This window comes from Paenibacillus melissococcoides (genome assembly GCA_944800085.1).
Taxonomy (GTDB): domain Bacteria; phylum Bacillota; class Bacilli; order Paenibacillales; family Paenibacillaceae; genus Paenibacillus_B; species Paenibacillus_B melissococcoides.
Genome location: CALYLO010000019.1, coordinates 56256 through 69369, shown reverse-complemented (window position 1 = coordinate 69369; position 13114 = coordinate 56256). Strand labels below are relative to the sequence as shown.

Genomic DNA, 13114 nt, shown 5'->3' with positions numbered 1-13114 from the left:
ATAATTGGATAGATCAAGACTAGGCAATGTGTCCGGAGGGGAATTCGTATGAGCAACGACATTCGTGTCCGGTATGCGCCAAGTCCGACAGGACATCTGCATATCGGCAATGCGCGCACGGCATTATTCAACTATTTATTCGCACGCCATCACGGCGGAGACTTTATCGTCCGCATCGAGGATACGGACGTGAAGCGCAATGTGGAAGGCGGCGAAGAGAATCAGTTCAAGTATATGAAATGGCTCGGCATGGATTGGGACGAGAGCGTCGATGTCGGCGGCGAGTACGGGCCGTACCGTCAGACCGAGCGTCTCGCTATTTATAACAAGCATGTGGACGAGCTGCTGGAGCGCGGTCTCGCGTATCGCTGCTACTGCACGGAGCAGGAGCTGGAGGCGGAGCGGGAAGCCCAGATGGCGCGAGGGGAGACGCCGAAGTATGCGGGCACCTGCCGCCATCTGACGGCGGAGGACCGGGCGCGCCTGGAAGCGGAAGGCCGCCAGCCGAGCATTCGCTTCCGGGTGCCGGAGCAGCGCTCCTATACATTCAACGATCTCGTCAAGGGCGAGATTACGTTCGATTCCGAGACGACCGGCGACTGGGTCATCGTGAAGAAGGACGGCATTCCGACCTATAACTTCGCGGTCGTGCTCGATGATTACTTGATGCGCATCTCGCATGTGCTGCGCGGCGAGGATCATATCACCAACACGCTGCGCCAATTGATGATTTACGAAGCGTTCGGCTGGGAAGCGCCGGTGTTCGGGCATATGACGCTCATCGTGAACGAGAACCGGAAGAAGCTGAGCAAGCGGGACGAGTCGATTATCCAGTTCATGGAGCAGTACGAACAGCTCGGCTATTTGCCGGAAGCGATGCTGAATTTCATCGCGCTGCTTGGCTGGTCGCCGGAAGGGGAAGAGGAGATTTTCTCCCGCGAGGAGCTGATTCGGATCTTCGATGCGAATCGGCTGTCGAAGAGCCCGGCCGTATTCGATACGAACAAATTGGCTCACTTGAATAACGTGTACATGAAGCAGGCGGATCCGGAGCGGATTGCCGCGCTTGCCATCCCGCACTTGCAGAAGGCGGGACGCTTGCCGCAGACGCTGAGCGAAGAGCAGCAGGCTTGGGCGAAGGCGCTCGTGAAGCTGTATCAGGAGCAGATGACCTGCGCTTCGGACATCGTCGAACTGTCGGAGATGTTCTTCCGCGAAGAGCTGGCGATAGACGAAGAGGCGAAGGCTGTCCTCGAGGAGCCGCAGGTTCCGGCGGTGCTGCAGGCGCTGCATGCCAAGCTCGAAGCGGCGGAGGCGTGGGACGCCGACATGATCAAGGCGGCGCTGAAGGAAGTGCAGAAGGAGACCGGCGCCAAGGGCAAAGGGCTGTTCATGCCGGTCCGCGTCGCCGTATCCGGCCAGATGCACGGGCGGGATCTGAACGAGACGATCGTGCTGCTCGGCAAAGAGACGGTACTGAACCGTCTCCGCCAAGGCGCGTAGGCGGGCCGGCAGCGCCTAGACGTGCAGGTGCGGAAGCGTCGCTGCGTGGAGAGCAGATGCGGGGCCGTCTCGGCCAAGGCGCATAACGGTCGGCTCTCTCTAAGGGCTAACCTCCAAGGGGCCAACTTCTTATTGTCAGCCGGCGGACCGATCCGATATACTGAGAAGCATCAGGATATTGGGATAGTTAGTATGAGTTAGAATAGACGATGATCCAAGATTGACGACAGGAAGTCGAATCATCCAAAAAAAGGCGTTGAACGGGAGAGCGTCAGCGATACCGAACCGCACAGAGAGAACGACCGGCAGGACGCGGCGGACAGCCAAGGCCTGGCAGGCTGCAAGTCGTTCCGGTTCCCGGCTGGCGCGCTGCGCCCGGAAGCTCCGTCCTTGAGCGTGCACCGGCACGGGTAGGGGGCGGCGGGTTGTCCGCGTTACGGGACAGTGAAGATGGATAGTGATATCCGTTCGCGCAGCCGGATCCTGTGATAAGGGCTGCCGGCGCCTCATCGCTGTCTAGGCAGAGTGGAACCGCGCCTTGCGCCTCTGCAGCCGATACCGGCTGCGGGGGCGTTTTTTGTATGAAGGGCTCGAAGGGGCCGAGTGGCCGAGTGCACCGGTGGCCTGCTCTGGTCTGTGGGCCGTGAGCCTGCTTGTGTCTGTAGGCCGGCAACTCGTTCTGGACTGTCGTCAATCCTGCGAAAATGCAGCAATTTAGCGCCACGGATCGGGAAATCGCAAGAAAAGCTGCAAAAGTACCACTAGCGTTGCATCAATCTTTTTACGAAAATTTCTATCCCATAAGTCTCTATATTTGTAACTTATTGAACTATATTCATGGACAAAAATAAAGAAATCTCCTATTGTTGAGTTACCCTAACGTTATCCATAAAACGCCTCAACAAAGGAGATTTCTTATGGATAACGTACCGAATCATAACGTCATTTGTCAATGCCTAAAATGGTTACATGTCCATTCTACTCGACACGAGTCATTGGATTACCGGGACCAAAAGCTGTTTGTCGGCTCTTCGACACTCTTATTTGTAGAGGCACAGCTTCAGCAACGAGACTCATACAAAGTCATGTCAGAGCATGTAGCGGCTAATCCTGAATTTCAAGATCTTCTGGGTCTCAAGAGCATAAGCGCTTCTCAACTATCGCGGAAGCTGAAACGGCTGCCTATGGAGTATCTTCAGACGCTCTTTTTCTCGCTCATTGATCGAATCAAGCAACTTACAAAAGGGAAACGCGGCATTACGCCTGGTATTGGGAAACTCAAGCTAATCGATTCATCGGGAATTACACTACCTCCCATTCTCGCGAAATGGTCCTATTGTTCCAAAAGTAGCCATGGCGTGAAGATGCACACCTCCTTGGTCGTTGCGGACTCCAAAACGATGTATCCAGACAAGATCGTCGCTTCAACCAAAGATGTAGCCGATCATGAAGTCGTGTTGGAATTTACAGTGGATAAAGATGCGACCTACGTGATGGACCGAGGATACCAGGTATACGACCATTTTCAGAAATGGGTAGAGGATAAGATTAAATTTGTTTGCCGCGTCAAGCAAAAGAGCCGGTTAACGATCATCAGAAAAAGAGACCTCCCCAAAAGGCAGAATGGGTTTATCCTTGATGCTGATGTGACGATGCCGGAGCTGCCAGCGGTTCTGCGTTTGATTGAGTTTAAGGATGACCAAGGGCGTACCTATCGAATTGTAACGAATCGATTTGACTTATCCGCACATCAAATTGCCGAGATTTATCGAAATCGCTGGCATATTGAGTTGTTTTTTAAATGGGTCAAGCAGCATATTCGATTGGTAAAACCCCACGGTTATACGGCCGAAGCGATTTGGAACCAAATGTATATTGCTTTAATCGCGTATGCTCTCTGTTTGCTGATTAAATTAACACTGGACTGTAAAAAGTCGACATGGGACCTCCTCCAGTTGATTCGCATCTATGCGGAAAAACCATGGGAAAATTTGATCGCTGCACTCAACCGCAAGCCGACTCGAACATCTAGAGGTCGACCAAAGCGAAATGGGAGACGTCCGAAAAAGGCAACAAAGTCGATGAAACCGAGACTGATTGTGACGTAATGACAAACGAAAACGATTTTTACATATAATGGATAACGCGTAGGGTCTGTTTCCAGCTCGACTTTTTTAGACTTAGCGCGGACATCGCAAATGTAAATATATATCATATATTGATGTTAATTGAAATTAGATTATGAACTAACCGCTCGATGCAACGCTAGTGCAAAAGTACAGTATTTTCCCCGGATCTGGATCAGTCCAAGCGATAACCGACAGAATTCCTGTATATTTGCAGTATTCACTAATCCGCACACCGGTGTTGATGAAAATCATGTAATTTTACAGTATTTTGGCACACGTTTGGATTACATGTTTGGATTACACGATTGGATTACACGATTGGATTACACGATTGGATTACACGATTGGACTACACGTTTGAAGTCCGCGTTTGGAGTACACGCATGCGAAAATCCCGAACATCGTGTTCTCCGGCCACCGCATTATGAACGAATCAAGCCGATAAAGAAGAGGGGGACGGGTCATGCGACGCATCTACCGAAGAATGCAATCCGACATCCGGGCCGTATTCGAGAACGACCCGGCGGCACGCAGCCGATTTGAAGTGATTTTTACGTATTCCGGCCTGCACGCGATCTGGGCCCATCTGGTGGCGCACTGGTTCTATAAGCACCGCTGGTTCACGATCGCCCGCATCATCTCCCAGGTAAGCCGCTTCTTCACGGGCATTGAGATTCACCCCGGCGCCCGCATCGGGGAACGGCTGTTCATCGACCACGGCATGGGGGTCGTGATTGGCGAGACCTGCGAGATCGGGAACGATGTCGTGATCTATCAAGGCGTCACGCTTGGCGGTACCGGCAAGGAGAAAGGCAAGCGCCACCCGACGATCGGGAACAACGTCGTTATCGCCTCCGGGGCCAAGGTGCTCGGTTCGTTCAAGGTCGGCGATAATTCGAATATCGGGGCCAACTCCGTCGTCCTGCGGGAGGTGCCGGCCAACTGCACGGTCGTCGGCATCCCGGGCCGGATCGTGAAGCAGGACGGCGTCCGCATCGACCGGCTCAACCATGCCCAGCTTCCGGATCCGGTCGTCGACATGCTGCGCGGGATGCAGCGGGAGATCGATTCCCTGCGGGCGGAGCTTGAGCAACAAAAGCAGGAGACGGCAGCCCTTCGCGAGGGGGCTGCGGAGCTTGCGCAACGGCAATAGCCCGAACGGGCATATGAAACAGGGAGGTTAACTCAACATGACGCTTCAGATTTACAACACGATGACGCGCCGCAAAGAAACGTTCGTTCCGGTGCATCCGGATAAGGTGAACATGTATGTGTGCGGCCCGACCGTGTACGATTATATTCATATCGGAAATGCCAGGCCCCAGATCGTATTCGATGTGGTGCGGCGCTATTTGGAACAGATCGGCTATGAGGTGAATTATGTCGTGAACTTCACCGACGTGGACGATCGCCTTATCCGCAAGTCCATTGAGACGGGCGATCCCGTGCCTGTCATCGCGGAGCGGTTCATCCAGGCATTCTACGAGGATATCGACGGCCTCGGCGTGCGGCGCGCGACGCATAACCCGCGCGTGCTCGATCATATCGAGGAAATTATCGCCTTCATCGCCAATCTGGTGGAGGAAGGCTATGCGTATGAATCCGGCAAGGATGTCTATTTCCGCACGAACCGGTTCAAAGAATACGGCAAGCTGTCCCATCAGAACCTTGAGGAGCTGCAGCACGGCATCCGGGTCGAGGTCGATGAGCGGAAGGAGAATCCGGAAGATTTCGTGCTCTGGAAGGCGGCGAAGCCGGGAGAGATCTCCTGGCAGAGCCCATGGGGCGAGGGCCGTCCGGGGTGGCATATCGAATGCTCCGCCATGGCGCGCAAATTTTTGGGCGATACGTTGGATATTCACGGCGGAGGCCAGGATTTGCAGTTCCCGCATCACGAGTGCGAAGTGGCGCAATCCGAATCGCTGACCGGCAAGCCGCTCGCGAATATTTGGATGCATAACGGGTACATTCATATCAACAACGAAAAAATGTCGAAATCGCTCGGCAACGGCGTCATCGTCAAGGAGCTCCGCGCGCGCTACAAGATGGAGGCGATCCGCTACTTCATCCTCGCCACCCATTACCGCAATCCGCTCAATTTCAGCGAGGAAGCGATGATGCAGGCCGAGAAGAGCGTGGGCCGCATCGTCAACGCGGTTCAGAATCTCCGCCATCTGCTCAAGTCGGCGGAGGACGCGGCGGAGCGGGACCCGGACGAGGCTGTGCAGCAGAAGCTGGCCGGCATCCTCGATACGTTCGACGCGAAGATGCAGGATGACTTCAATACGGCCGATGCGATTACGGCCATGTTCGATTGGGTGAACCTGGCGAACAGCACAATGCAGCAGGGAAGCGAGGACGAGCGGCGGACGGCGAATCTGCAAGCGCTGCTCGATGCGATCGAGGCGATGAATAATGTGCTCGGTCTCGTTCCGGAGCAGGAGGAAGAGGAGCTGCTTGACGAGGAGATCGACCGCCTGATTCAAGAGCGCACCGAAGCGCGCAAGGCGAAGAACTGGGCGCGCGCCGATGAGATTCGCGATATGCTGACCGCCCAGGGCATTATCCTGGAAGATACGCCGCAAGGCATCCGTTGGCGCCGCAAATGAGGGAGCCGCGAGTGCAGCCGGATGCGAAGGACGGAGCAACAGACGTGATGAATGACAATGAGGAACGGGGAATGAAGACCGTGCGACCGGACGGCGCAGAGGCGGGGGGAACATGGCTGTTCCCTTACCCGCCCGCGAAGGAGCCGAAGCTGCTGCCGCCGATCGTGCTGGCGTATATGGGCGATGCGGTCTATGAGATGGCGATCCGCCAGTATCTCATCTCTATGCCGAACCATCGCCCGCAGGTGCTGCACCGGCAGGCGACACGTTACGTGTCGGCCAAGTCGCAGGCGCGGGCGCTTGCGCGCCTGGCGCCGCTGCTGACGCCGGAGGAGGCGGACATTGTCCGCCAGGGGCGCAATGCCAAATCTGCGGTGCCGAAGAGCGCCAATGTGAATGAGTACCGCCAGGCGACGGCGCTGGAGGCGCTGTTCGGTTACTTGTATTTCAGCGGCCGCGGCGGCCGCATTCGGGAGCTGGCCGAGATTGTCGTGCAGGCGCCGGAGGAAGAAGCGCCGTCACAGACGGATGCGCATGGGAAGCCGGAATAGGCGGCCGCAGCTGGGCGGCTGGGGCTGCGGGCTCGATGTTCGTTCGGGAGGCTGACATTCGGGCAAGCCGGCGGGCCGGGATATCCGGGCCCACCCGGGACAACGGGGCCAACCTGGGACAGCCGGGACCAGCCGGGACAGCCGGGACAACCCGGAATAAGCCGATTGAACGGCAATAGGAAGCAACATTACGGGAGGCAGCATAGACATGGAAGAATACATTGCCGGGAAGCACTCGGTCACCGAGGCGCTCCGCTCCGGCCGTACCATTCATAAAATATGGATTGCGGACAATGCGCAGAAGCATCTGACGCAGCCGATTATCGCCGAAGCGAAGAAAGCGGGCGTTATCGTTCAGACCGCGGACAAGCGCAAGCTCGATCAGATGGCGGAGGGTGTCCAGCATCAAGGGGTTGTCGCCCAGGTAGCCGCTTACGGCTATGCGGAAGTGGACGACATCCTCGCCCGGGCGGAAGCGAAGGGAGAGACGCCGTTCCTCCTGATCCTCGACGAGATCGAGGATCCGCATAATCTCGGCTCGATTCTGCGGACGGCGGACTGCACGGGAGCGCATGGCGTCATCATTCCGAAGCGGCGTTCGGTCGGCTTGACCGCCACCGTATCCAAAACATCCGCCGGCGCCGTAGAATATGTGCCGGTCGCGCGGGTAACGAATCTGGCGCAGACGATGGAGCAGTTGAAGGAGCGGGGCATCTGGCTCGTCGGAACGGATGTGTCCGCGACCCAGGACCTGTACGAGACGGACCTGTTCACGATGCCGCTCGCGCTGGTCATCGGGAATGAGAGCAAGGGCATGGGCCGCCTCGTCAAGCAGACCTGCGATGCGCTGCTGAAGCTTCCGATGGCCGGACAGATCAATTCGTTAAATGCGTCGGTCGCCGCCGGGATATTCATGTATGAGGTCGTGCGCCGGCGCCGCGGCTGAGAATGCGGCAGCAAGATTGGCGCGACGTGCTGTTGGTCGATGGCTACAATATGATCGGCGCCTGGCACGAGCTGAAGCAGCTGGCAGACCGGAGGCTCGAGGACGCGCGCGATCGCCTGCTGGACAACCTGGCGGAGTACCAGGCGTATTCCGGCCGGCGGGTCATCGCCGTCTTCGACGCCTACCGCGTCCCCGGACTGGGAGCCACCTACACGCAGGGCAAGATCGAAGTCTACTTCACGAAGGAGAAGGAAACGGCGGACGAATGCATCGAGCGGCTCGTCAAGGAGCTCTCCCACCGCCGGCGCCAGATCTATGTGGCCACTTCGGATATGACCGAGCAGCGCGTCGTCCTCGGCCTCGGCGCGCTGCGCATATCGGCCCGAGAGCTTCGGATTATCGTGGAGCAATCGAGGCGGGAGGTGGAGAGCCGGATTCGCGAGCATGCCACGAAGCCGGTGAAGCGCAATCCGCTGGAAGGAAAGCTCAGCCTCGACCAGCTCCTGAAGCTCGAACGGATGCGCCGGGGGGAAGAAGATTAGGACAATTTGTCGAATAGCTGGAATTCCGCGCCGGATAAGGCTTTCCTTGGTTGACGGTGCGAGATAGATTCATATATACTGAATCTATCATTTGTGATGTAACGGTGAATTGCGTTGCAGGCCGGAGGGATTGCTAGTGAGTGTTGACCTCAGAGCATTGAGCACCCCCTGTCCGTACGAACGGTTGTCGGATGAACTTCTCGTCGACGCAGTTCGTGAGGGAGACAGCGAAGCGCTAGAGTATTTAATTAACAAGTACCGTAATTTCGTACGTGCGAAGGCACGCTCTTATTTTTTGATAGGAGCCGATCGCGAGGATATCGTACAAGAAGGTATGATCGGATTATATAAGTCAATCCGGGATTTCAAGGGCGATAAGTTGGCTTCATTCAAGGCGTTTGCCGAACTGTGCATCACGAGGCAGATCATTACCGCAATCAAGACGGCAACGCGCCAGAAGCACATTCCATTGAACTCCTATGTATCCTTGGATAAGCCGATCTATGATGAGGATTCGGACCGGACGCTTCTTGATATTATCGGAGGCTCCCGCGTGTCGGATCCCGAAGAGCTGATTATCAATCAGGAAGAATTCGTCGGACTGGAAGACAAGATGGCCGAGATCTTGAGCGATCTTGAGCGCAGAGTGCTAATGTTGTATTTGGATGGCCGATCCTATCAGGAGATTGCCGTTGATCTGGATCGCCATGTCAAGTCGATAGACAACGCCCTCCAGCGCGTCAAGCGCAAGCTGGAGCGCTATCTGGAACTGCGGGACGGCGACGGAGAAGAGTAGAAGAAGTGTCTGTGGCTTATATAAGAATCAGGGTTGAACATCCTCTGAGGGGAGTAGGCCGGACGCTTTCTTTTTTGACCCAATCTGCCCCTTCTGCTGAACGCCCCTATCGCATTGTCTGTCGATTGCCTCATCGTCGCAGGTTTAGATTTGTTCAGATTCCACAATAATGAATAATAGTCGATTTCGATAGAGCGGATTTACCGGCAAGCAGCTGTTCTACGGCATAGCGAGGAAGCCCTGCGAACCCCACAGCAGCGCTATCTTTTCATTGACTTCAATTGACCCTTGTGATAAAGTGTTTTAGGTAGGCCTAAATATGCGTACGTATTACTGAGTAAGCCTGGCTTATTCAGCTTGCGGGAACGGAAGCTCCCTGTCATCGGGCAGGAGGGCGTATCCGTATTCGTTAGACTATAATTTCGACGCTTCTTATCACAATAAGGTGTCTTCAGGAGGTGTACTACATGCGGGTAATTATTACGATGGCTTGCACGAGCTGCAAACAACGCAACTACACGACGACAAAAAACAAGCGCAATCACCCAGACCGCATTGAGTTGAAGAAATTCTGCAAGTTCTGCAACGAGCATACTTCTCATCGCGAAACGAGATAAGTCTGATGGAGGTGTAGTCCGTGGCTTTCTTCGGGAAACTGAAACAACCTTTCAGTTCATTGTTTTCCTTCTTTGCCGACAGCTGGGGTGAATTAAAAAAAGTTCGCTGGCCCAATCGTAAAGAGCTGACAAGCTATACGCTGGTCGTATTGGGGACGGTTATCTTTATGACGCTTTATTTCTGGGTCCTTGACATCGGCATTTCCGCGATCGTCGAAGCGATTATTTAATAAAGTCCCAAGGTGGCTTGGTTATGGAAAAGAGATGGTACGTTGTTCATACCTACTCCGGGTATGAGAACAAAGTGAAAGCCAATCTGGAAAAGCGCGTCGAATCCATGGGAATGGAAGACAAGATATTCCGGGTTCTTGTTCCGATGGAAGAAGAATTGGTGAACAAAGACGGCAAGAAAAAAACCGTCATGCGCAAGGTTTACCCTGGCTATGTTTTGGTTGAGATGATCCAGACGGATGAATCCTGGTATGTTGTCCGCAACACGCCGGGCGTCACTGGATTTGTCGGTTCCACAGGATCCGGCTCCAAGCCGATTCCTCTGATGCCGGAAGAGGTTGATCAGATATTGCGGCAGATGGGAATGGAAGAGCCGAAGCCGAAGGTCGATTTCGAATTGAAGGAATCGGTACGCATTAAGGTAGGGCCTTTCGCTAACTTTGTCGGCACGGTCGAAGAGATCCTTCTCGATAAAGCGAAGTTGAAGGTCCATGTTAACATGTTTGGAAGGGAAACCCCGCTTGAACTGGATTACCATCAGGTGGAGAAGATTTAATACATCTTTGACAGGTTTTCTGTTGTGAGGGGGAGCTTGCTCCGGACTCACATATTAGCGCAAGGAGGTGTACGACAATGGCAAAAAAAGTCATCAAAGTGGTAAAAATGCAGATTCCTGCAGGGAAAGCGAATCCTGCGCCGCCGGTCGGTCCAGCACTGGGTCAAGCAGGCGTGAACATCATGGCGTTCTGTAAGGAATTCAACGCGAAGACTGCCGATCAAGCAGGCCTTATCATTCCTGTCGAAATCACAGTATTCGAGGATCGCTCCTTTACGTTCATCACGAAGACGCCTCCGGCAGCAGTATTGCTCAAAGTGGCTTCCAAGATCGAAAAAGGTTCCGGCGAGCCAAACAAAAAGAAAGTGGCTACAGTGAAGCGCGACACGGTTCGCCAAATCGCTGAGCAAAAAATGCCAGACCTGAATGCGGCATCCGTAGAATCGGCTATGCGCATGGTTGAAGGCACAGCCCGCAGCATGGGTATCGTCATCGAAGACTAATCGGGTCTGCGTGACAGATGTGGGAGGTTCAACCGCTATTACCACAAAGGAGGAACTTAATCATGGCAAAACGTGGCAAGAAGTATGAAGAAGCCGCGAAGTTGATCGATAGAGATGCAACTTACGAGCCGGCGGAAGCCATTGAATTGGTAAAAAAGTCGGCTACGGCTAAATTTGACGAAACGATCGAAGTTGCTGTGCGCCTGGGCGTTGACCCTCGCAAACAGGACCAAAACGTGCGTGGGGTAGTCGTGCTTCCTCACGGAACAGGTAAGACGAAACGCGTTCTCGTCTTTGCAAAAGGCGAAAAAGCGAAAGAAGCGGAAGCGGCTGGCGCTGATTTTGTAGGCGATCAGGACATGATCAACAAAATCCAGCAAGGCTGGTTCGACTTCGATGTCTGCGTGGCAACACCGGACATGATGAGCGAAGTAGGTAAATTGGGCCGTATCCTGGGCGGTAAGGGCCTGATGCCTAACCCGAAAGCCGGCACGGTTACATTCGATGTGGCCAAAGCGATCCAAGAGATCAAAGCAGGTAAAATCGAGTACCGTCTGGACAGAGCAGGCCAAATTCATGCGCCTATCGGGAAAGCGTCCTTCAGTGCTGAACAGTTGAATGAAAACCTGAAAGCACTCATCGACGCGCTGAACCGTGCGAAGCCGGCAGCGTCCAAAGGCGTATACATGAAGAACATCGCGGTATCTTCCACGATGGGACCTGCCGCACGCGTGAACACAGCGAACTATCGCTAAGTTCGGCAGCATCTCGCATATTTCATCTGCTATAGTTAAGGTTGACACAGGTTGATTGGCTATGGTATTCTAATGAGGTTGTGAGATTCGCGTGTATGTTGAAATTGAATAATCGTACCATAGACAGTAGGTGCCGTAAGGCTTAATCTCCTACCGAGGTGTTCGAAATAGAAGATGCGGTGGCGCATGGGAACATGCGTGATCAAGCGCCGCTGCATTCGTGATGCCTCTGTAGATTACTGCAGAGGCTTTTCTTATGCTCGTGTAGGTAGAACATAATAGTCCAGGATGCGGTTAGATAAGAACTTGTAGGAGGTGGATCGAGTGGCAAACGCAAAAGTTATCGAAGCGAAACAGCAAGAAGTACAAGCAATCGCAGAGAAATTGCGTGGCAGCGTAACGACGGTTGTTGCCGACTATCGCGGTTTGAACGTGTCTCAAGTGACTGAACTTCGCAAGCAGCTTCGCGAAGCAGGGATCGAGTTCCAAGTGTTGAAAAACACGATGGTTCGCCGCGCGACAGCGGAAGCGGAATTGACCGAGCTGGATCAAGTGTTGTCCGGACCGACGGCTATCGCTTTCAGTCCGGCAGACGCAGTAGCTCCTGCGAAGATTTTGAACGATTTTGCGAAGAAAAATGACGCTCTTGAGATCAAAGGTGGCGTGGTCGAGGGCCGCGTTGTCGATGTAGCTCAAATCAAGGCACTGGCAGAACTGCCTTCCCGCGAAGGCTTGCTGTCCATGTTGCTCAGCGTGCTCCAAGCGCCTGTGCGCAACTTCGCGCTCGCCGTCAAGGCGGTCGCAGAGAAGCAAGAAGCAGAGGCGTAAGAGACTTCGTGCCCATACGGGAACGTGAACATTTTCTACTATAACTTACTATGAATATGGAGGTTTAACCATGAGCAAAGAGCAAATCTTGGAAGCCATCAAAGGCATGTCCGTATTGGAACTGAACGACCTGGTTAAAGCAATCGAAGAAGAATTCGGCGTAACAGCTGCAGCTCCTGTAGCCGTTATGGCTGGCGGCGCTGGCGATGCTGGTGCAGCTGAGCAATCCGAGTTCGACGTAATCCTGACGAACCCAGGCGCTGGCAAAATCAACGTCATCAAAGTCGTTCGCGAAATCACAGGTCTCGGCCTGAAAGAAGCGAAAGATCTCGTAGACAACGCACCAAAGCCATTGAAAGAAAAAGTAAGCAAAGAAGAAGCAGAAGCAGTAAAAGCGAAGCTCGAAGAAGCTGGCGCAACTGTAGAACTGAAATAGTATTTGCTTGCTGAAGTGCGGAACCCCTTGAAGACCATTCAAGGGGTTCGTTGTCTAGGATACGACGTCACGACGCGCCAGTTCTGCCGCCTTTTTCGGGCGCGGGACAGAG

At 54.1% G+C, this 13114-nt stretch carries 15 protein-coding genes and 1 other annotated feature; all 15 genes read left to right on the top strand.

Annotated elements, in window-relative coordinates; all coding sequences use genetic code 11:
- Positions 1-48: 48 nt before the first annotated feature.
- The 15 genes from gltX (at position 49) to rplL (ending at position 13002) form a co-directional block, all read left to right on the top strand.
- The gene (gene gltX / locus OCY70_RS35105; protein ID WP_213431272.1) at positions 49-1503 is read left to right on the top strand and encodes a glutamate--tRNA ligase; all 1455 of its coding nucleotides are present in this window, start codon (positions 49-51) and stop codon (positions 1501-1503) included.
- Positions 1504-2420: 917 nt separating this feature from the next.
- Complete coding sequence (locus OCY70_RS35100) at positions 2421-3611, top strand: IS4 family transposase (protein WP_261945396.1); 1191 nt, start codon at positions 2421-2423, stop codon at positions 3609-3611.
- A 484-nt stretch (positions 3612-4095) separates the two neighbouring features.
- The gene (gene cysE, locus OCY70_RS35095; protein ID WP_213428357.1) at positions 4096-4785 is read left to right on the top strand and encodes a serine O-acetyltransferase; all 690 of its coding nucleotides are present in this window, start codon (positions 4096-4098) and stop codon (positions 4783-4785) included.
- 37 nt (positions 4786-4822) lie between these two features.
- Positions 4823-6241, top strand: a complete 1419-nt coding sequence (cysS, locus tag OCY70_RS35090) for a cysteine--tRNA ligase (protein WP_213428358.1) — start codon at positions 4823-4825, stop codon at positions 6239-6241.
- 11 nt (positions 6242-6252) lie between these two features.
- Entirely contained in the window at positions 6253-6792 is a 540-nt protein-coding gene (locus tag OCY70_RS35085) for a Mini-ribonuclease 3 (protein WP_249725116.1), read from the top strand.
- A gap of 208 nt (positions 6793-7000) precedes the next feature.
- Positions 7001-7738, top strand: coding sequence for a 23S rRNA (guanosine(2251)-2'-O)-methyltransferase RlmB (rlmB, locus tag OCY70_RS35080; RefSeq protein WP_213428359.1), 738 nt, complete (start codon positions 7001-7003; stop codon positions 7736-7738).
- A gap of 2 nt (positions 7739-7740) precedes the next feature.
- Complete coding sequence (locus OCY70_RS35075) at positions 7741-8280, top strand: NYN domain-containing protein (protein WP_261945397.1); 540 nt, start codon at positions 7741-7743, stop codon at positions 8278-8280.
- A gap of 136 nt (positions 8281-8416) precedes the next feature.
- Positions 8417-9076, top strand: coding sequence for an RNA polymerase sporulation sigma factor SigH (gene sigH / locus OCY70_RS35070; protein WP_040730925.1), 660 nt, complete (start codon positions 8417-8419; stop codon positions 9074-9076).
- A 467-nt stretch (positions 9077-9543) separates the two neighbouring features.
- A complete protein-coding gene (rpmG, locus tag OCY70_RS35065) occupies positions 9544-9693 on the top strand; it encodes a 50S ribosomal protein L33 (RefSeq protein WP_006676475.1) in 150 nt (49 codons plus the stop codon).
- Between the two features lie 38 nt (positions 9694-9731).
- Positions 9732-9923 (top strand): preprotein translocase subunit SecE, encoded by a 192-nt coding sequence (secE, locus tag OCY70_RS35060; protein WP_172879079.1) that lies wholly within the window; start codon positions 9732-9734, stop codon positions 9921-9923.
- A 23-nt stretch (positions 9924-9946) separates the two neighbouring features.
- The gene (gene nusG / locus OCY70_RS35055; protein ID WP_213428361.1) at positions 9947-10480 is read left to right on the top strand and encodes a transcription termination/antitermination protein NusG; all 534 of its coding nucleotides are present in this window, start codon (positions 9947-9949) and stop codon (positions 10478-10480) included.
- 77 nt (positions 10481-10557) lie between these two features.
- Positions 10558-10983, top strand: a complete 426-nt coding sequence (rplK, locus tag OCY70_RS35050) for a 50S ribosomal protein L11 (RefSeq protein WP_213428362.1) — start codon at positions 10558-10560, stop codon at positions 10981-10983.
- 62 nt (positions 10984-11045) lie between these two features.
- Positions 11046-11738, top strand: a complete 693-nt coding sequence (gene rplA, locus OCY70_RS35045) for a 50S ribosomal protein L1 (RefSeq protein ID WP_213428363.1) — start codon at positions 11046-11048, stop codon at positions 11736-11738.
- A gap of 99 nt (positions 11739-11837) precedes the next feature.
- Positions 11838-12002 (top strand) — a sequence feature (ribosomal protein L10 leader region).
- Positions 12003-12062: 60 nt separating this feature from the next.
- On the top strand, positions 12063-12566 hold the full coding sequence (rplJ, locus tag OCY70_RS35040) for a 50S ribosomal protein L10 (RefSeq protein ID WP_213428364.1): 504 nt from the start codon (positions 12063-12065) through the stop codon (positions 12564-12566).
- Positions 12567-12636: 70 nt separating this feature from the next.
- Positions 12637-13002, top strand: coding sequence for a 50S ribosomal protein L7/L12 (gene rplL, locus OCY70_RS35035; protein ID WP_168182402.1), 366 nt, complete (start codon positions 12637-12639; stop codon positions 13000-13002).
- The last annotated feature ends 112 nt before the right edge of the window (positions 13003-13114 follow it).